A 19629-nucleotide genomic window follows, 5' to 3' on the forward strand; every position below is an offset into this window, starting at 1 on the left:
AGGGGATGCCCCGCGGGGAGGATGGCGGGCTTGCAGGAACCCTGCACTCCAGTGCAATCGTCGCTCACTACCCCTGTGCGCCGGTCGCGCTTCTATGCGCCCCTGCCCTCACCCCACCTCCCGGCAGAACAGTGGAACGAGTGCCCGCACAAGTGTGCGGTCTCTACCGAAGGCGACAGGAAGAAGCACACCCGTCGGGGGTGATGGTGGAACTTCTTGCTCTGGGACCTCTTGAGCTGTGGCACGAGCAGCGGCAGTACGAACTGGGATCGCTGAAGGAGAGATGCGTCCTCGCCGCACTCGTCCACGCTCGGGGCGAACCGATCTCTGTGGGCACATTGATGGATCGCCTCTGGAACGGGGATCCGCCTCCAACAGCCACGGAGACACTGCACAGTTACCTGTCACGGATCCGGAGGCGGCTACGGAAGGCCGTAGGCGACGAACTGGCGTGGGTGGAGCGGCCCTCGCCTCGTCTGTACCAGCTGCGGGCCGATCCGGAAGACATCGATCTGCTCCGGCAACAGCGCCTACGGGCGGACGCGGCGGACGCGGCGGCACGGGGTGATCGTGAGTTGGCCATCGGGTTGTTGCGCACTACCGAAACCCTGTGGCGTGGGGAACCGTTGGCCGAGTTCGCCGACAACACCTGGGCCTTGTCCGTGCGTTCCCGGTGGACAGAGGAGCATCGAAGGGTTCGCGAGGAACGGATCGGCCTGGAAATGCAGTTGGGGCGGCATGCGGACCTGATCGGTGAACTCCAGGAAATCGCGTCACAGAATCCGTTCGCACAGAGAGCGATCGGGTCCTTGATGCTTGCTCTGTACCGTTCCGGACGCCACGACGAGGCTCTCGCCGTCTACCGGGACACGCGGGGAAGGCTGCACGAAAGCCAAGGGATAGAGCCGGACAGAGAACTCCAAGATCTCCATATCCGTATGCTCGAACAGGATCGCGACCTCATGCGCACAGAGGCCGAGTCGCCCGCTCTGACGCTCACACAGGAATCCCGGAACTCCCTGCCCCGAAGTACTCGGGACTTCACCGGGAGGGTCGCCGAACTGCGCATCCTGTTGAATTCCTCGGCTGCCGAAAGTGACGCATCCGCAGCCCTTCCGGTCACCGTCGTGTACGGCATGCCCGGCATCGGAAAGACAGCACTGGCAGTGCACGCCGCGCACCGCCTGTCCGCAGCCTATCCAGATGGCCAGTTCTACGTGGATCTGCTGGGGTACAGCAGTCAGCAGCCTCTTTCCCCGGCGGAGGCGATGGGCATCCTCTTACACTCGACAGGTTGGTCCGGCGAACTTCCGGACACTCTGGAGGAAATGATCGTCCGATGGCGCGAGTGGACGGCGCGACGGCGCGTACTCGTGGTGATCGACAACGCCAGGGACAAAGACCAGGTACGCCCACTCCTGCCTGGTAGCGCCACTTGTCACGCCATCGTGACAACCCGGAGCCGGCTGGCAGGACTCGACAGCGCCACGGCTTTGCCCGTGGACGCACTCTCCAAGTCGGAGGCGGTCACCCTTTTCACTCGGATCGTAGGCTCTTCAAGATCGTCCGCCGAACCGCAGGCAGTGGAGAGGGTCGTGGAGGTATGCGAGGGTCATCCATTGGCCATCCAGTTGATCGCGAGCCGTTTCCGCCATCGGGACTCATGGACCGTTCAGGACCTTCTCGATCATCTGACGCACTCAAGCAATCCGCTTGAGGAATTCGACGACCTGATCACCGCGGTCTTCCAGATTTCCTATGCCGAACTCAGTGGTCCTGCCCAACAGCTGTTATGCCGCCTTTCCTTGCCAACCGGACCCGACATCACCTTGGATGCAGCAGCGGCCCTGGTCGGGACAGAATTCGACGGTACGCCAGCGCTGTTGAAGAAATCCATTGAAGAACTACTCGACTCCAGCCTCCTTGAGGAGCCAGTGCACGGTCGATACCGACTGCACGATCTGACTCGTGCTTTCGGCCTACACGTCGGCGCCCAAGAACCGTATGCCCCTGGCCGGAACACATCGGTCGGCCGCCTCGTCTCCTTCCACCTCACCACCGCGCGGCGAGCAGACCGGATCATCCATCCACATCGCAGAGCGGTTCCGCTGAGCACTGATACGGAATCACGCTATGCCCTGGATTTCTCGAGCATTGACGAAGCCTCCGTGTGGCTCACAGTGGAACGCGCCAATCTTCTGGCGGCGGCGCGCACGGCCGCACGGCACTACCCGGAATACGCCGGGCCCTTCCCGAGCATCCTGGCTCGTCCCCTGAAACTGTGGGGCATGCAAGACACCGCCGCAGACCTCTTCGCCGTGGCCGTACCGATCCTCCGCACTTCGGGCGACCGACTCATGCTCGGCCGCGCCCTGACAGACCGCGCCGATCTACTCGCGCAGCGAAACCATGGCGAAGCCTTACGTTGCGCGCACGAGGCCCTGTCAATCTACGACGATCTGCAGGACGGCAACGGCCGCGCTGACGCGCTACTCCAGACGGGGCGTGCCCACCTCGCAGCCGGCCACGGGGACACAGCCATGAACGTCCTGAAAGAGTCACTGGCGTTGTATCGCGAGGTCGGCGACAGGCCAGGGGAAGCCGAGTGCCTCAACGTGGAAGGCGTGACGCTCTACTACGCCAGCCAGTACGACGAGGCTCTCCACAGCGTGGAACTCATGCAGGCCATCTACGAAACGCTTCCCGACTTCTACGGGGTGGCCCAGGCGCTGAACAATCGCGGCGAGCTCCACTACCTCCAGGGGCAGTACGGCGAGGCCCGCGACTGCTACGAACGGTCGCTGCTCCTGATGCGGGAGCACGGCGGTCCGTTGGAGCTCGCGATCCTCGACACCAATCTCGGCGCGGTGCACCAGGCAGCGGGACGGACTGACCAGGCCCTGGTCAGTTTCCGCAGGGCCCTCGAAGCTCACCGTGATAGTGGTGATGTACTGGGCGAGGCCGATGTTCTGATCAGCATGGGTACGGCGTACGCCGCATCGGGGCGAAGAGGTGAGGCGCTGTTGCACTTCACCATGGCGGAGCAGGTCGCTATTCGCATCGACAACCCGTACGAACGACTGCGCGCAGCGATCGGAGCGGCGGACGTCCAACGTGATTCGGGGCGGCTCGACATCGCGTTCAAAGGCTACGAGGAGGCTCTCTTGGTGGCTCGTAGCGTCGATTTCCCCTTGGGTACCGCGCAGGCACTGGCAGGGCTCGCGCGTACCGCCGTCCTGCGTCTCCATGGGATCGAGCAGGCCCGGCGGTACGGCGAACAGGCCGTGGCCATCTATCGCCGCATCGGCGCCGACGAGAAGGCCGAGCAATTGCTCCAACTACTGGCGAGGCACGCGTCGACCGGCTCCTGACCCCCTACCCAGGAGCCGGTCATGCCCTGTGTCACCACATCCAGCGGAGTACCACCACTGCCACGAAGGTGGCGTTCATGACATGGAACGAGGCGACAATGAGTCTCGGAAGGATCTTCAACGTATTCCTCATCACTAGCGAGTTGGACTGCCGAGGCGCACGAATGATCACTCCGGCTCGCGAGAACGTACCGGAAGATCAAGGGTGATGCAGAGCATTTGCGAAAGTCGAACATGCGTGGCATATATCTACATGCCGCTAAGTGTGACCTGGCCATGAGCGGCTCGTCCGTCCACCCGAACGTTCGTCATCGCGATGTTCGCGGTGGCTCGCACCAACGCGGGACAGGTGGCGGTCGGCGGCCCCGCCGGGGTGAGCAATCCATCCACGCCGGCCCGGCGGCCATGGCTCACGGAACCATCGCGCCCACCTCGACCAACGAGGACCTGCTCGGTCGATCGTGGACAGAGGTGGTCAGGCATGACGCCTCGGTGACCATCACGGCTTGCTCTTCGGCCGGCCCGCAGCCCGCATCTTGACCGTGATGTGGCGATTCCGGCGCTGGATCGCGCGCAGTTCCATCTGGGCGCCCCACGCCTCTACAGTGAAGCGGTTCTCGTCAACCTGATCGTCCAGATCCCACGGACCGTCATGGCCATAGGTGATGGGCAGCTTCCCCTCATCACGCATCTTGTAGCCCGTGTTCAGACAGTCCACGACGTTGCGGCCCAACCGATCCACGGCGGCCGCGACAAGTCCGTCGTACGAACCACGCTCGTCTCGAAGCCAAGGGCCAAGTCTGGGTCGCGTCACGGGATCGGTGGCTCCGGAGACCTCCCAGTCATCCGCCCAGCCGAAGATGTGGCCACCGACCGCTTCTGTCGCCGTGAGAACGTCGTCACGCTGGCGTTCGGGGGAGGACGTTGCCGCCTTCATGCGAGACAGTCGACGTACTCCCAACAGGCACTTTCAGCATCCGTCGTACGGTCGCTCGATCTTGTCCCATCGCGTACTGGGCATCGTCGTCTCCTGTAACGCATGGAGCGTACGGAGAATCGACGACCACACCCAGGACGATCTGGCTCAGCCCAGGAAGCTCAACCCCATGCGACGGTTGGCATTGTCAATGTTGGTGTCCACCTACACCACCGCCCGCGTTAAATACCTGTGCACCGACGGGGATCGCCGCGAAGACCAGAACAACGGAACACAACAGGCACAGCGTTCCCCACAGCTACGGGGAAAACTACTGCAACGCACTGCCTCTGAACTCGGGCCAGATGTCATGCGTAGCCCCCCAGGATGAGCCCCATCATGGGGACGCCCTTCCCACTGGCCGCGTCGACTGCGCTTCACGCTTGCGGAGATGACGCCCAGCCGAAGGAGACCGTCGCCCCCACACGGTGTGCTCCTCGTACGGACCAAAGGATCGCGGTTCGCGCAATTTTGTTGGTACCCACCAATCGCTGGACAGCCGGGCTCAAACGCCGACGGACCCAACCTTCACCGTCCCCGAAGATCGCGTCCCATGAGGTGGTGTAGTCGGGCACGGTCCCGGAACGCGCGGGTGTCTGCCCGGGGCGTGCATCCGCTGGCGGTGCATGCTCCCTGAACAAGGGCAGGCCATCGCGCAAGTCTCCCTGGTGAACGGGCGGTTCAACCGGAGGAGCACGCGATGGCCTTGTCCCAGTCTGAGCTGATGCGGCTGCTGGAGTCACTACGTCGGGCCGAGGGAGTTGAAGCAATCAGGGTGGTGTGCGAGCGCATCCTGCAGGAGCTGATCGAGGCCGAGGCCACCGATGTGATCGGTGCCGCGCCGCGTGAGCACACCGAGACGCGCACGACCTGGCGCAACGGACACCGGGAGAGGCTGCTGACCACGCAGGCCGGTGACCTGGATCTGAAGATCCCGAAGGTGCGGAGCGGGTCGTTCTTCCCGTCTCTGCTGGAACGCCGGCGGCGGATCGACCGGGCGTTGTTCGCCGTGGTGATGGAGGCATACGTGCACGGGGTCTCGACCCGCTCGGTCGATGACCTGGTCAAAGCACTGGGTGCGGACAGCGGGATCTCCAAGTCCGAGGTCTCGCGGATCTGCGGCGAACTGGACGAGGAACTGACCGCGTTCAAGGAACGGCCACTGGATCACACCGTCTTCCCCTACGTCTTCTTGGATGCCACCTACTGCAAGGCGAGGGTGAATCACCGGATCGCCTCGCAGGCCGTGGTCATCGCGACCGGCATTTCCGCCACCGGGCACCGCGAGATCCTCGGCCTGATGGTCGGCGACAGCGAGTCGAAGCCGTTCTGGACGAAGTTCCTGCGCTCGCTTCGGGCCCGAGGCCTGGACAACGTCCAGCTGGTCATCTCCGACAGCCACAGTGGTCTGGTGGCCGCGATCCGCACCGTTTTCCTCGGCGCGGCCTGGCAACGCTGCCGGGTTCACTTCGTCCGGGACGTGTTCTCGGTGATCGAGAGGGGTTCCGGAGAGATGGTCGCCGCCACCATCCGCACGATCTTCGCGCAGACCACCGGCGAGCAGGTGCGCACCCAGCTGAACGTGGTCGCCGACATGCTCGGACGGCAGTTCCCAAGGGTCAAGACGATGCTGCTGGACGCCGCAACCGACATCACCGCGTTCGCCGACTTCCCGTCGGCGCACTGGAAGAAGATCTGGTCGACCAACCCGCTGGAGCGGCTGAACCGGGAGATCAAACGGCGGGCCGACGTCGTCCAGGTCTTCCCCAACCCCGCCGCCCTGGACCGGCTCGCCGCCGCAGTGCTGGCCGAACTCCACGACGAATGGCAGGTCTTCGACCGCCGCTACCTCTCCGAAGCCTCCATGGCCGAACTCCTCACCACCAAGCCAACCGAACCCGAACCGCAGATCACCACACAACCGGAACCGAAACAGCTGCCGTGACTACACCACCCCGCGGGACATGACCTCCCCGAAGGCACCCTCGCGCTACCTGACGCCAGGAGAACGACTCGCCAAGCACGCCGCCACCGGAGCCCGCCCTCAAACTCCAGCACCAACTGACGCGGCGTCAGAAAAGTCAGCAAAAGTCAGCAAGAGGTCTGCCACAGACACCCACACGCAGCCACACCTTGGAATCGACACCTCGTCCGCATCGAGCCCCTCAAGCCTCGGCCCACGCACAACCTCGGGCACCGCCCAGGCGCCGTGGGCGGAAGTACACAGATCCCCACCACAGGCAGCCCAGCGGCGCATTCCAGCAGGTCAGCGCACTCTCCCCCGCGGCTTCAGCGCCAGCGGAGGCAGCTCAGGAGCCGGCAGCGGTGCCCCGTCGTACCCCTTCACCTCACCGAACCGAGACCCTGTCATCCAGTCCTCACGCGCCTGTACGATCTCCTCCTGGGACCGTCCGATCCAGTTCCAGAACATGATCAGCTCCTCGTCGAACGGCTCGCCCCCCAGCAGCATCAGCCCCGCGTCAGACGCGGCGCGCAGCGGGAGTTCGGTGCGGCCGCAGCCGAGGTAGAGCATCGAGCCCGGGAGGACCGGGACGCCGTCGACGTGGGCCTCGCCGGACATGGCGAGGACGGCGTACTCGAAGTCCGGTTCCAGCGGCAGGCGTACGTCCGCACCGGCGGCGAGGGCCAGGTCCGCGCCGACGATCGGGGTGTACGTCGTGCCGGGCGAGGTCGCGCCGTCGACGTCGCCGAGGACGATCGTGGCGCGCAGGCCCGGCGCGGTGACGACGGGCAGTTCGGCGTGATGCTCGAAGTGCGGCTCGACATGGCGGTCGCTGTCGGGGAGGGCGACCCAGAGCTGCGCGCCGTGCAGGAAGCGGGCGTGCGCCTTGGGGCTCTGCTCGGCGTGGCTGATCGCGCGGCCGGAGGTCATGAGGCCGAGTTCGCGCGGGCGGATCGTCGCGACGCTGCCGGTCGAGTCGCGGTGCAGCACCTCGCCCTCGTGCAGCCAGCTCACCGTCTGCAGGCCCATGTGGGGGTGCGGGGGCACCTGCATGCCGGGCTCGTCGGCGATGTCGTCGGGGCCGTAGTGATCCACGAAGCACCAGGCGCCGACCATGCGGCGGCCCAGGTTGGGCAGCAGTCGGCGGACTTCGGTGGACTCGCCGAGCTGGACCCGGCGCGGGCTGAGGAGTTCACGGACGGGCTCCGCCACCACGAAACCGCGGCCGCCGCACAGGGCCGGAACCGCTTCGCGATCAAGATTGCTCATGGCGACAACCTAGTCCCGCCGAGGCCGTTCCGTCAGTCCGTAAGCCCCTCGCCGGTTCCCATGCCCCGCGCTCTCGGACGCCGTTCCTCCGTCCGAAAATAGTAGCCATGGATATAGTAGCCATGTACTGTATCGGGCATGAGTACGGCATCCGAGGGCGCGACACCCGGTTTCCTGGTCTGGCGACTGTCGATGAAGTGGCGCGTGGCGGTCGACCGCGCGGTGGCACCCCTGGGACTGACCCATGCGCAGTACTCCCTGGTGGCGTCGCTGTACGGCATGCAGCGTTCCGGGCTGCGCCCCAGCCAGCGTCACCTCGCCGACCACACCGGCCTCGAAGCGCTCTACGTCTCGAAGCTGGCCCGCGCCCTGGAGACGGCCGGCCTCGTCGAGCGCACCCGGGACCCCCACGACCCCCGCGCGATCCAACTGGCCCTCACCGAGCAGGGCCGCGAGGTGACCCGGGAGGCCATCAAGGTCGTCCACGGACTCCTGGAGCAGTTGCTGGAACCACTCGGCGGTCTCGGCAGCGCACGGGCCCGGGAGTTCAGCCGGGATCTGACGACCCTGCTCGACACACCTCTTGACCACACGAGTGAGCACGAGAAGGAGCAGCCATGACCACAACCACCACGACTCCCGCGGACGCCCGCATGCTCGGCCTGGCCCACTACGCCGCCCGCGCCGTCCTGGAGAGCGTCCTCACCCGTCACGACCTCGTCTTCCAGCAGCAGATAGTCCTGCGGCCGGTCGCTCTCGCCGCCGGGCCGGTCGACCGCGGACAGCTCGCCGCGGACACCGTCGCGGCCCTGAAGGCCGACGAGGACTCCGTTCAGGGCACCATCGACGAACTGATCGCGGCCGGGCTCGTCGCGACGGACGCGTCCGAAGTGCGGATCACGGACGCGGGCCGGGCCCTGTACGAACGGATCACGCAGGAGACGAGCGCGGCGAGCGCCAGGATCTGGGGCGACATCCCCGAGGAGGACCTCCTGGCCACCGGCCGCGTGCTGACCCTGGTCGCCGAGCGGGCCAACGCCGAACTGGCCGCCGCGGCAGGGTGAGAAAGACGGCCGGATAGGTAGTGGAATATTCAACCAACCCGGTCCGTTGAGCAGGTCGAAGGAGGTCAAGTGGACATGACTTACTACGACCACGGAACACCGGCGGAGCGCTGGGAGCGCGCGCAGATGTTCTTCGACGCCAAGGACTACGCCGCGGCGGCGCGGGTGTTGGGCGGGCTGGTCGAGGAGGTGCCCGAGCAGACCGGGCCGCGCCTGCTGCTGGCGCGTTCCTACTACCACTCGGCCCAACTCCGGCGCGCCGAGGCCGAGTTGCGCGTCCTGGTGGAGCGCGACCCGGTGGAGCACTACGCGCGGCTGATGCTGGGCCGCACGCTCGAGCGCCAGGGGCGGCACGAGGAGGCAGGCCCGCATCTGCGGATCGCCTCGGCACTCGCGGGTGACTTCGAGCGGGTCTGAGACGCGGCGGAGTTCAAGCAGCGAAGGGGCCCGGTTCCGGCACGGAACCGGGCCCCTTCGCGTGCGTCGCTACTTCGCGTACGTCCGCTGCCCGCGCCGGTGCGCGATCTCGCCCAGCACCACGTCCACGGCGATGAACGCGGCGAGCGGAATCCCCAACAGCGGTACGAAATAGCCGAGTACGGCGATCACGGCCAGGCACGGGACGAGGAGCAACGGCGACATCTGCGCCCAGGCGCCGCGCGGTATCGGACGGCCGAAGGACGAACCCCGGCCGCGCTGCCACCACATGCGGTAGCCCCACACGATCAGCAGGACCAGGGACCCGGCGAGCAGCATCAGGGCTATCTGGTTGACGAGGCCGAAGAGGACGCCGGTGTGCAGGTCGATGCCCCAGCGGGTCAGTTTGGCGAGCAACGGGTAGTCCGCGAACCGGAGTTCGTCGGTGACCTTGCCGGTGGCGGGGTCGACGGCGACGGCGTCCTGTTTCTCGGGCCAGCTGCGCTGTACCTGCCGGACGACGTACGCCGAGTTCGCGTCGGCGGGCGGAACGATCTCGACCGGGTTGCCCAGCCCCTTGGCACGCGCGGCGGCGAGGATCCTGTCGAGTCCTACGCCGTGTTGGGCGTCGCCGGTCGCGGCGGAGCCGCCGTGGCCCGCGTGCTCACCGCTCGCCGCGGCCGACACCGAGGGCGTCGACTGGCCCAGGGACGTGCGGAGTTGGTCGATGTTGGCGCCGGCGTAGGTCGACCAGGTCAGTCCGGTCGCCGACAGGAAGATGAAGCCCACGGCGGTCCAGACACCCACCGTGCCGTGCAGGCCGAGGGTGCGGCGCCGGCCGCTCGTGCCGCGCACCTTGCGCAGGGCGCGACGCCGGGAGAACCACAGCACCAGGCCACCGCCCGCGATGACCCACAGCCAGCTCGCGGCGAACTCGCTGTAGAGACGGCCGGTTTGACCGAGGTGGAGATCGCGGTGGAGTTCGTCGATCCAGGTGCGCAGCGGGAGCGCGCCGGTCGAGCCGTACTGCTCGAGCGCGCCGCGGACCTTTCCGGTGTACGGGTCGACGAACACCGCGAGGGTGTGGTCGGCGGCGATGCCCTTGACGCCGGAAAGCATGACGCGGGTGGTGGCACCGGCCTCCGGTGAGGGTCGTACCGCCGAGACCGTGCCCTCGGGGTGCGCCGTGCGGGCGGCGGTCACCTGCTGCGAGATCGGCAGCTCACGGTCCCCCACGGACACGGTCAACTCATGGGCGTACACGATCCGTTCGGCCTGGAAGGCACCGGCGTACAGGAAGCCGGTGGTGGCGGCGACGAGCAGGAACGGGGCGACGAGCACTCCGGCGTAGAAGTGCAGCCGCAGGACCAGGGGGCGCAGCGGGGCCCAGCGGCTGGGGGACGGTGCCGGGGCGTCTTGCGGGGCCTCGGCCGTGGTCGTCGAGGGAGCGGTGGACATGGGCTGGCTTCTCCGGGGGCGAGGAGGAGGGGGACGAAGGCATGGGATCGGGCTGGTGGCGATGTGTCGTAGCCGTAGTGGTCCAGTAGTCGGGGCGTGAAGGGCGTGAGTTCCCGGGGATGTGTATGGCGTGGGTCACATCGGAACGCGCCGGAGGTCGTGGCATCCTGGCGCGATGGCACTTCCCAGTGATCACGTACCCCTGGCCGAGCGGATCGAGGAACTCCTCGCCGGTGGCGGCCCGTTGCCCATCGTCTCGGCCGGTGACCCGGTGCTCAGGCGCGGTATCGAGCCGTTCGACGGACAGTTGGAGCCCGCGCTGCTGGCCCGGTTCGTCGAGGCGTTGCGCGTGACCATGCATGCCGCACCGGGGGTGGGGGTCGCGGCGCCGCAGGTCGGAGTGGGGCTGCGGATCGCGGTGATCGAGGACCCGGCGCCGGTGCCGGACGAGGTGCGGGAGGCGCGGGGGCGGGTGCCGCAGCCGTTCCGGGTGCTGGTCAATCCGGCGTACGAGCCAGTCGGTGACGGGCGGGCCGCGTTCTTCGAGGGGTGCCTGAGCGTGCCGGGCTGGCAGGCCGTGGTCGCGAGGCACGCCTCGGTGCGGCTGACCGGGCAGGACGAGCACGGGCGGCCGGTGGACGAGGTCTTCACGGGGTGGCCCGCACGGATCGTCCAGCACGAGACGGACCACCTCGACGGCCTGCTCTACCTGGACCGGGCCGAACTGCGCTCGCTGTCCTCGAACGAGGCGATGGCGGAGCGCTGGGCGCAGCCGACACCGGACCAGGCATCGGCTGCGCTCGGCTTCGAACTGCCGTAGGGAATCAACTCAACTACCCATAGCCATCAGGCGTGTTCAGCCTCGGTAGGCCTCCAGCAGGCGCAGCCACACCTCGCTGATCGTCGGGTAGGACGGGACCGCGTGCCACAGGCGGTTGATCGGGACCTGGCCGGCGACGGCGATCGTGGCCGAGTGGATCAGTTCGCCTACACCGGGGCCCACGAACGTCACGCCGCGCAGGATCTCCTCGTCGAGGTCGACGATCATGCGGGCGCGGCCCCGGTAGCCGTCGGCGTAGAGGCCCGCGCCGGCGACCGAGGAGAACTCGACGTCGACCGCGCGGACTCGGTGGCCGGCCTGTTCGGCCTCGGCGAGGGAGAGGCCGACGGACGCGGCCTCCGGGTCGGTGAAGACGACCTGGGGGACCGCGTCGTGGTCGGCGGTGGCCGCGTGGGCGCCCCACGGGTCGGTCTCCAGCAGCGGGACGCCCTCGGCGCGGGCGGCGATCGCGGCGCCCGCGATACGGGCCTGGTACTTGCCCTGGTGGGTGAGGAGGGCGCGGTGGTTGACGTCGCCGACCGCGTACAGCCAGTCGCTGTCCGGGACACGCAGGCTGTCGTCCACCGTGAGCCAGGAGCCCGGTGCCAGGCCGATCGTGTCGAGGCCGATGTCGTCGGTCTGCGGGGCGCGTCCGGTGGCGAAGAGGATCTCGTCGGCCTCGATGCGGTCGCCGCCCTCGAGCAGGGCCGCGACGGTGCCGTTCTCGCGGGTCACCGCCGCAACGGACGTACCCGTGCGCAGGTCGACGCCGGCCTCGGTGAGCGCGTCGGCGACCAGTTCGCCGGCGAAGGGCTCCATGCGGGGCAGCAGGCCCTTGCCGCGGACGAGGAGGGTGACGCGGGAGCCGAGGGCCTGCCAGGCGGTCGCCATCTCGACGGCGACGACCCCGCCGCCGACCACGATGAGCCGGCCGGGCGCGGCCTTGGCGCTGGTGGCCTCGCGGCTTGTCCAGGGCTTGATCTCGTCGAGTCCGGGCATGTCCGGCAGCAGGGCGCGGGTGCCGGTGCAGACCGCGACGGCGTGCCGGGCGGTGAGGACGTGCCGTACGCCGTCGGGGCCCGTCACCGTCACCTTGCGGGGGCCGTCGAGGCGGCCCTGGCCGCGGTAGAGGTCGGCGGCGATGCCGTCGAGCCACTGGACCTGGCCGTCGTCCTTCCAGCCCGAGGCCTCGTAGTCGCGGTGGGCGAGGACCGCGGCGGTGTCGAGGGGTCCTTGGACGAGGTGGCCGAGGCCGGGCACGCGGCGGGCGTCGGCGCGGGCGATGACCGGGCGCAGCAGGGCCTTGCTGGGCATGCACGCCCAGTACGAGCACTCGCCGCCGACCAGTTCGCTCTCCACGATCGCGGTGGAGAGACCGGCCGCACGGGTGCGGTCGGCGACGTTCTCCCCCACGGGCCCGGCCCCGAGCACCACGACGTCGTACGCGATGGATTCCGTTTCCGTCATGGGGCCAGTCTGCTGGGTGGTGTGCGCTGTGGCCACACGGGTAGGGGCGCGGAATACGGGACCGGACGACCGTGTTGTCCGGGACGGCTTCGCCCCCCACATCGAGGAAGAGGGAATCACGTCATGAGCAGCACCGTGGAGCTCACCAAGGAGAACTTCGACCAGACGGTCACGGACAACGACTTCGTCCTGATCGACTTCTGGGCGTCCTGGTGCGGGCCGTGCCGTCAGTTCGCCCCGGTCTACGAGAAGGCGGCCGACGAGAACCCGGACCTCGTCTTCGGCAAGATCGACACCGAGGCCCAGCCCGAGCTGGCGCAGGCCTTCGGCATCCAGTCGATTCCCACGCTGATGATCGTCCGTGACCGCGTCGCCGTGTTCGCCCAGCCCGGCGCCCTGCCGGAGGCCGCCCTGACGGACGTCATCGGCCAGGCCCGCAAGCTCGACATGGACGAGGTCCGCAAGTCCGTCGCCGAGCAGCAGGAGCAGGCCGAGCAGAACGGTCAGTAAGCCCTCGGGGATTTTTCCTCCGGGTTTTCAGACCCTCGTTTCAGAACGGGTACGACGCCACGTCCCCGCGCACCGTCGTCCAGCGCACGTCGGTGAAGGCCTCCAGGTTGGCCTCGCCGCCGAAGCGGGCGCCGGTGCCGGACGCGGCGACCCCGCCGAAGGGGGCCACGGCCTCGTCGTTCACGGTCTGGTCGTTGATGTGGACGATCCCGGTGGGGATGCGTTCCGCCAGGTCCAGGCCGCGGGCGCTGTCGCGCGTGACGATGCCGAGCGACAGGCCGTACGGTCCCGTCGCGGCCAGCGCCGCCGCCTCGTCGACGGTGGCGAAGGACCGTACCGGCGCGACCGGGCCGAAGACCTCCTCCGCGTAGGCGGGGGTGTTGTCGTCCACGTCGGCGAGGACGGTCGGCCGGTAGAAGAGGTCCTCGTGGGTCCCACCGGCCGCCAGCCTGGCGCCAGTTGACGCGCTGGCCTCGACCAGGCCGTGGATCTTGGCCAGTTGGGCCGCGTCGATGATCGGGCCGAGGTGCACCTGCGCGCGGTGCGGGTCGCCCACGGCGAGCAAGTCGGCCTTGGCCGCGAGGCGTTCGACGTACTCCTCGTAGAGCGACTCGTGGACGAGATGGCGGCCCGTCGTCATGCAGATCTGGCCCTGATGGAAGAACGAACCCCAGGCCGCCGTCGAGATCACCGCGTCCAGGTCCGCGTCCGCCAGCACGATCAGAGCCGAGTTCCCGCCCAACTCCAGGTGCGCGCGCTTGAGATGACGCCCCGCCGCCTCACCGACCGCGCGACCGGCGGCAGTTGAGCCGGTGAAGGAGATCACGGGCACCTGCGGGTCGGCGACGAGTGCCGCACCCACGTCGGCACCGCCCGGCAGGACGTGGAACAGCTCCTCGGGCAGGCCCGCCTCCGCGAAGACCGCCGCGAGCGACAGTCCCCCGCAGACCGCCGTGCGCGGGTCCGGCTTGAGGACGACCCCGTTGCCGAGCGCGAGCGCCGGGGCGACCGAGCGGATGGAGAGGATAAGCGGGGCGTTGAACGGCGCGATCACGCCGACGACCCCGACCGGGATGCGCCGGGTGTACGACAGCCGGGGCACCTCGGTGGGGAGGACCTGCCCGGCGGGGCGGGAGGCGAGGGCGGCGGCCTCGTAGCACTCCTGGGCGGCGACGTGCAGTTCGAAGTCCGCCTTGCCGGGGATCGACCCGGACTCCCGCACGATCCACTCGCGCAGTTCCTCGGCGTGCGCGGCGAACAGGTCACCGGCCTTGCGCAGCACACCGGCGCGGACGAAGTGCGGGACGCGCGCCCACTCGGCCTGCGCGGCACGGGCCGCCCGGACGGCCGGCCGTACGTCCTCGGCGGCGGCGAGCGTGACGGTGCCGAGCGTGTCACCCGTGGCTGGCTCGGTTACCGGGTACTCGGGGCCCGAGAGGGGGCGGGGCTGCCAGGTCTTGGCGTCGAGCAGAGGCATCGTGGTTCTCCGATCCGTCACCGGCGGGACCCACCCGGGCAGCGCAAGTCCCGTGTCCTCACGGCCCGTTGGGCGGCCGCGCGACGGGATGCGGTGATCCGGCACAGACGCGCGAGCAGCGTCCGGTGGTCGCCCGCATCCCCGTCTGGTTGAGCACGCAACATCCTAGTCGCGTACGGCCGGATCGCCCTGGGCGCGGTCGCGGGGTCTGGGTGGACGCGGTCGCCGGGCCGCGGTGCGCGCGGGCTCCAGGCCCAGGCGAGGCGAGACGCGGTCGTCGGCTCGAAGCCGGCGCGGTCACCGACTCCCCTACGCCCGGCTTCGCCCGAGTGGGAGGACCCCCGTCGCGTCGACTCCCTCCCCCGAATCGCAGCCGCACGCACCACACCCCGGTCAGCTGGAGTCGCGGTGCACCACCGACGCGCCGAGCAGTTCGTGGATGCCCGGTACCCCGCCCGGTTCGCGTACCGCGGTGTCGACCAGTTCGGCCAGGTCGTGGCCGGAGGGCAGTTGGATGTGGACGGTGCTCAGGCGCGGGCGCAGCAGCCGGCCGATCATGAGGTCGTCGGCGCCGATCACGGCCGTGTCCTCGGGGATGCGGATGCCCTCGTCCTGGAGGGCGCGCATCAGCAGCATCGCGTACTCGTCGTTGTACGCGAACACCGCGTCGAGGCCGAGGTCACGCCAGCGGGCGGCGGTCCGGGCGGCGCTCTCCTCGCTGTAGGCGAGCGGGAGTTCGGTCGCCGTGGCGTCCGTGCCGAGCAGGGCGCGGCGCACACCGTCGAGGCGGGGCCGGGAGAACACCCCCATGCCGGGCTCCTCGGGCACGACCACACCGATCCGGCGCCGGCCGCGTCCGTACAGATGCGCGCCGGCGCAGTGGCCGACACCTTCGTGGTCCAGGAGCAGGGCGTGAGCCCCCTCGACCTTCTCGGGGCCGAGCGTGAGGACGGCCCGCGCACCGGAGCGCTTGAGGATCTCGACACCCTGCGGGCCGAGCCCCGCACCGGGCACCAGGACGGCGACCGGGCGCAGTTCGGCCCAGGCGCGGGCGGCCTCGTCGCCGCGCAGACCGACGGACCCGTGCTGCACGACCGTGTAGTCGAGGCGGCTGAGCGCCCACTGGAGTTCGTTGATGAACTGGCTGTAGAGGAGTCCCACCGGCACGGTCGGCGCCGGCATCAGCACCATCCGGCTGTGCCCGGCGCGCAGGCTGCGGGCCGCCGCGTGCGGGACGTACCCGAGTTCCTTGGCGGCCTCGTGGACGCGGCGGCGGGTGGGTTCGCTGATCCGTACGGCACTGGTGTTGTTGAGGACGTAGGAGACGGTCGCGCGTGAGACGCCGGCCAGGCGGGCCACATCGGCGCTCGTGGGCACGGAGCGCGGTGCGGGCGACGGGGCTGCGGGCGTTTTCGGTATCTGCACCATGACGTACGGCATCTTGGCAGAAGCCGGGGCCTTGGAGTGCGGCGGGGGAACGGTCGTCACGAGGGCAACATGGTCCGGTATTTTACGAACACGTTCGTCACGAACTTGTTCGGAGCGAACATGTTCGTTACCGTGGAGGCATGACAGCTCGCCCCGATACCCCGCGCAGCCGCCGTGACCGGCCGGCGAAACCCGCCCTGAGCAGGGAGGGCATAGTCGCCGCCGCGGTGAAGGTCCTTCGCGCCGAGGGCCTGAGGAAGGTCACCATGCGGCGCCTGGCCCAGGAACTCGACACCGGTCCGGCCTCGTTGTACGTGTACGTCCGCAACACCGCGGAGCTGCACGCGGCCGTCCTGGACGAACTGCTCGGCACGATCGGACCGGCGCCCACCGAGGGTTCCTGGCGCGAGCGGATCGAGCAGGTGCTCACCGCGTACACCGCGATGCTCTTCGAGCACCCGAGTCTCGCCCGTTCGGCGCTGACGGCCTGGCCCAGCGGCCCGCACTACCTGAACCTGATCGAGACCCTGCTGGCCCTGCTCGACGAGGGCGGTGTCCCGCCGGCGCAGGCCGCGTGGGGCGTGGACCTGCTGCTCCAGCAGGCCACCGCGACGGCCGCCGAGCACTCGGGCGACGACACCTCCCGGGACGACTGGGACGCCCTGACCGACGCCGTGCGCAATGCGTCCGACCGGACCCACCCGCACATCGCCGCCCGCTCCGGCGACCTGCTCGCCGGGGCGCCTCCGGCCCGCCTGTCCTGGCGACTCCAGGCGCTGATCAACGGGATCGAGCGGACCGCCGTACCCAACTGACCCTGTTCACCGCCCACTTCAAGCTTCCAGGAGGCCATCATGACCACCCCCCATCACCCCGTCGCGATCGTCGGCGGCGGACTCGGCGGGCTCACGCTCGCCCGGGTCCTGCACGTCAACGGCGTCGAGGCCGCCGTCCTCGACCTGGACGCCTCCCCCGCCGCGCGCACCCAGGGCGGCATGCTCGACATCCACGACGACTCGGGCCAGCCGGCGCTGCGCGCGGCGGGCCTGTACGAGGAGTTCCGCGCGCTGGTCAACCCGGGCGGCGAGAGCACCCGCGTCCTCGACAAGACCGGCACGGTCCTCCTGGACGACCCCGACGACGGCACCGGCGGGCGGCCCGAGGTGGACCGCGGCCAGCTGCGTGATCTGCTGCTCGGCTCGCTCCCCGAGGGAACCGTCCGCTGGGGCGCGAAGGTCACCGGTGCCCGCCCGCTCGACGGCGGGCGGCACGAGGTGACACTCGCGGACGGCACCTCGTTCACCACCGATCTCCTGATCGGCGCGGACGGCGCCTGGTCCAGGATCCGCCCCCTGCTCTCGGACGCGAAGCCCGCGTACGTCGGCATCTCGTTCGTCGAGGTGGACCTGCCGGACGCCGACGTACGGCATCCCGTGAGCGCCGAGGTCGTCGGCGGCGGCATGATGATGGCGCTCGGCGCGGGCAAGGGCTTCCTGGCCCACCGCGAGACCGACGGCAGCCTGCACATCTACGTCGCGCTGGCCGTCCCCGAGGACGCGTTCGACGGCGTCGACTTCACCGACATCGCGGCGGGGAAGGCGTACACCTTGGAGCACTTCGCGGACTGGGACAAGAGCCTGCGGGCGCTGCTCGCCGACGCGGACGGGCCGCTGACCCCGCGCCAGATCCACGCCCTGCCGATCGGGCACCGGTGGGAGCGGGTGCCCGGGGTCACGCTGCTGGGCGACGCGGCCCATCTGATGTCGCCGTTCGCGGGCGTGGGCGCCAACCTGGCCATGTTCGACGGGGCCGAACTGGGCGAGGCGCTGGCCGCGCACCCGGGCGACACCGAGGCCGCGCTGGCCGCCTACGAGGAGAAGCTGTTCCCGCGCAGCGAGGAGGCGGCGGAGGAATCCGCGGCGAACGGCATCCTGATGTTCGGCGAGGACGCACCGCAGGGCATGCTCGACTTCTTCGCGAGCATGGGCTGAGCCGGGCCGTTCAGCGGGGCGGGCTCAACTGGGCTGCTGCGTACGGGTGATGCGGTCGACGAGGTCGATCCAGCCCTCCTCCAGCCGCTCCATGGGCATCCCGCACTGCCTGGTCAGGTGGTGGATCAGGGCGGGGTCGAGATATGCCATCAGCGTCTGGGAGAGCAACTCGCAGTCGGCGGCCGGGAGGATCTGCCGCAGCAGCATCGTGACGTGGGTGCGCAGCGCCTGGAGCGCGGAGTGGGCGAACCGGCGGGTGGCTTCCGGCTGCGCGGCCATCTGCAGGTCCAGCTGCTCGGCATGGCGGTACAGCACTGCCACGCCGAACGCCCGCAGCCGCTCGACCGGCGGGGCTCCGGGGCCCAGCGGGGGCGGCCCGCCGAGGAAGTCGGCCTGGAGTGTCTGCGCGGAGTGGTCCAGCAGCGCCATCAGCAGGCCGGTGCGGTCGCCGAAGCGGCGGAAGACGGTTCCCTTGCCGACCTGGGCCGCGGCGGCCACGGCCTCCATGGTGACGCCGGCCACTCCGTGCTCGGCGATCAGCCGGGCGGCGGCCTCCAGCAGCTTGGCGCGATTACGGGCCGCGTCGGCGCGCAGGCAGGGCTCGTCGGCGTACGAGCGGACCTCCAGCAACCGGGGTTCGCTTATGGACTCCTCGGGCTTCGGAAAGGGCGGCAGGGCGCTGGACATGAAGACAGCGTAAAGCACCGGGAACAAAACTGGACCGCGGTCCGCTTAGCCTGGTACAACTTTTAAACGGACCTCGGTCCGGATCGTAACGGCAGTGTTTCAGCCCCCTCTTGGAGTCCCCATGTCTGTTCGTATCCTCGCGCTCGTCGGCAGCCTGCGTGCCGGCTCGCACAACCGCCAGCTCGCCGAGGCCGCCGTGAAGTTCGCGCCCGAGGGCGCCGACATCGAGATCTTCGAGGGTCTCGCCGAGATCCCGTTCTACAACGAGGACATCGACGTCGAGGGCAATGTTCCGGCCCCCGCCGCCAAGCTCCGCGCGGCCGCCGGCTCCGCCGACGCGTTCCTCTTCTTCTCCCCCGAGTACAACGGCACCATCCCGGCCGTCCTGAAGAACGCCATCGACTGGCTGTCCCGCCCCTACGGCGCCAGCGGCTTCGGCGGAAAGCCGGTCGTCGTGGTCGGCACCGCGTACGGCCAGTTCGGCGGCGTGTGGGCGCAGGACGAGACCCGCAAGGCTGTCGGCATCGCCGGCGGCAAGGTCGTCGAGGAGATCAAGCTCTCGATCCCCGGTTCCGTGACCCGCTTCGCCGAGACCCACCCGGCCGACGACGCCGAGGTCGCCGCCCAGCTGACCGAGGTCATCGCGCAGCTGCACGGCCTCGCGGGCGAGACCGTCGCCGCCTGATCCGGGCACCCACCGCACAGCCGAAGGGGCCGGAGTCCACACGGAC

17 protein-coding genes are annotated in these 19629 nt (G+C 69.2%); 10 read left to right on the forward strand and 7 right to left on the reverse strand.

Annotated features, from left to right (window positions below; genetic code table 11):
- Positions 1–140: 140 nt before the first annotated feature.
- Complete coding sequence (locus OG504_RS07660; protein ID WP_405989058.1) at positions 141–3371, forward strand: AfsR/SARP family transcriptional regulator; 3231 nt, start codon at positions 141–143, stop codon at positions 3369–3371.
- A 499-nt stretch (positions 3372–3870) separates the two neighbouring features.
- Here OG504_RS07660 and OG504_RS07665 read toward each other — a convergent pair whose 3' ends face one another.
- On the reverse strand, positions 3871–4308 hold the full coding sequence (locus OG504_RS07665; protein WP_405989059.1) for a recombinase family protein: 438 nt from the start codon (positions 4306–4308) through the stop codon (positions 3871–3873).
- A gap of 739 nt (positions 4309–5047) precedes the next feature.
- Between OG504_RS07665 and OG504_RS07670 the strand changes: the two genes are divergently transcribed.
- Positions 5048–6292 (forward strand): IS256 family transposase, encoded by a 1245-nt coding sequence (locus OG504_RS07670; protein ID WP_405989060.1) that lies wholly within the window; start codon positions 5048–5050, stop codon positions 6290–6292.
- A gap of 321 nt (positions 6293–6613) precedes the next feature.
- On the opposite strand, the gene OG504_RS07675 is transcribed toward OG504_RS07670, so the two are convergent.
- The gene (locus OG504_RS07675) at positions 6614–7579 is read right to left on the reverse strand and encodes a pirin family protein (protein WP_405989061.1); all 966 of its coding nucleotides are present in this window, start codon (positions 7577–7579) and stop codon (positions 6614–6616) included.
- Between the two features lie 138 nt (positions 7580–7717).
- On the opposite strand from OG504_RS07675, the gene OG504_RS07680 reads away from it, so the two are divergent.
- The 3 genes from OG504_RS07680 to OG504_RS07690 all read left to right on the forward strand — a co-directional run bounded on the left by OG504_RS07680 (position 7718) and on the right by OG504_RS07690 (position 9060).
- Positions 7718–8200 carry a MarR family winged helix-turn-helix transcriptional regulator gene (locus OG504_RS07680; protein WP_405989062.1) on the forward strand — a complete coding sequence of 161 codons (483 nt, stop codon included), beginning with the start codon at positions 7718–7720 and terminating at the stop codon, positions 8198–8200.
- Positions 8197–8643 carry a MarR family transcriptional regulator gene (locus OG504_RS07685; RefSeq protein ID WP_405989063.1) on the forward strand — a complete coding sequence of 149 codons (447 nt, stop codon included), beginning with the start codon at positions 8197–8199 and terminating at the stop codon, positions 8641–8643. Before OG504_RS07680 ends, OG504_RS07685 begins: the two co-directional genes overlap by 4 nt.
- Positions 8644–8712: 69 nt before the next feature.
- Entirely contained in the window at positions 8713–9060 is a 348-nt protein-coding gene (locus OG504_RS07690; protein ID WP_405989064.1) for a tetratricopeptide repeat protein, read from the forward strand.
- Between the two features lie 69 nt (positions 9061–9129).
- Here the strand turns inward: OG504_RS07690 and OG504_RS07695 are convergent, their stop codons facing one another.
- Positions 9130–10518 (reverse strand): PepSY-associated TM helix domain-containing protein, encoded by a 1389-nt coding sequence (locus OG504_RS07695; RefSeq protein WP_405989065.1) that lies wholly within the window; start codon positions 10516–10518, stop codon positions 9130–9132.
- 175 nt (positions 10519–10693) lie between these two features.
- Here OG504_RS07695 and OG504_RS07700 point away from each other — a divergent pair, with 175 nt between their 5' ends.
- The gene (locus tag OG504_RS07700; RefSeq protein WP_405989066.1) at positions 10694–11338 is read left to right on the forward strand and encodes a peptide deformylase; all 645 of its coding nucleotides are present in this window, start codon (positions 10694–10696) and stop codon (positions 11336–11338) included.
- Between the two features lie 36 nt (positions 11339–11374).
- Here the strand turns inward: OG504_RS07700 and OG504_RS07705 are convergent, their stop codons facing one another.
- Positions 11375–12805: a dihydrolipoyl dehydrogenase family protein gene (locus OG504_RS07705; RefSeq protein WP_405989067.1), complete on the reverse strand. Its 1431-nt coding sequence runs from the start codon at positions 12803–12805 to the stop codon at positions 11375–11377.
- Positions 12806–12928: 123 nt separating this feature from the next.
- Here OG504_RS07705 and trxA point away from each other — a divergent pair, with 123 nt between their 5' ends.
- Positions 12929–13315, forward strand: a complete 387-nt coding sequence (gene trxA, locus OG504_RS07710) for a thioredoxin (RefSeq protein ID WP_033278987.1) — start codon at positions 12929–12931, stop codon at positions 13313–13315.
- A gap of 40 nt (positions 13316–13355) precedes the next feature.
- Here the strand turns inward: trxA and OG504_RS07715 are convergent, their stop codons facing one another.
- The gene (locus OG504_RS07715; RefSeq protein WP_405989068.1) at positions 13356–14792 is read right to left on the reverse strand and encodes a benzaldehyde dehydrogenase; all 1437 of its coding nucleotides are present in this window, start codon (positions 14790–14792) and stop codon (positions 13356–13358) included.
- A 393-nt stretch (positions 14793–15185) separates the two neighbouring features.
- Positions 15186–16220, reverse strand: a complete 1035-nt coding sequence (locus tag OG504_RS07720) for a LacI family DNA-binding transcriptional regulator (RefSeq protein ID WP_405996273.1) — start codon at positions 16218–16220, stop codon at positions 15186–15188.
- Between the two features lie 140 nt (positions 16221–16360).
- Between OG504_RS07720 and OG504_RS07725 the strand changes: the two genes are divergently transcribed.
- Positions 16361–17035, forward strand: coding sequence for a TetR/AcrR family transcriptional regulator (locus OG504_RS07725; RefSeq protein WP_405989069.1), 675 nt, complete (start codon positions 16361–16363; stop codon positions 17033–17035).
- 39 nt (positions 17036–17074) lie between these two features.
- A complete protein-coding gene (locus OG504_RS07730) occupies positions 17075–18211 on the forward strand; it encodes an FAD-dependent oxidoreductase (RefSeq protein WP_405989070.1) in 1137 nt (378 codons plus the stop codon).
- Positions 18212–18235: 24 nt separating this feature from the next.
- Here the strand turns inward: OG504_RS07730 and OG504_RS07735 are convergent, their stop codons facing one another.
- The gene (locus tag OG504_RS07735) at positions 18236–18916 is read right to left on the reverse strand and encodes a TetR/AcrR family transcriptional regulator (RefSeq protein WP_405989071.1); all 681 of its coding nucleotides are present in this window, start codon (positions 18914–18916) and stop codon (positions 18236–18238) included.
- A 103-nt stretch (positions 18917–19019) separates the two neighbouring features.
- Here OG504_RS07735 and OG504_RS07740 point away from each other — a divergent pair, with 103 nt between their 5' ends.
- Positions 19020–19583 carry an NADPH-dependent FMN reductase gene (locus tag OG504_RS07740; RefSeq protein ID WP_405989072.1) on the forward strand — a complete coding sequence of 188 codons (564 nt, stop codon included), beginning with the start codon at positions 19020–19022 and terminating at the stop codon, positions 19581–19583.
- Positions 19584–19629: the final 46 nt, after the last annotated feature.

The organism is Streptomyces sp. NBC_00986 (assembly GCF_045162565.1).
Classification (GTDB): domain Bacteria; phylum Actinomycetota; class Actinomycetes; order Streptomycetales; family Streptomycetaceae; genus Streptomyces.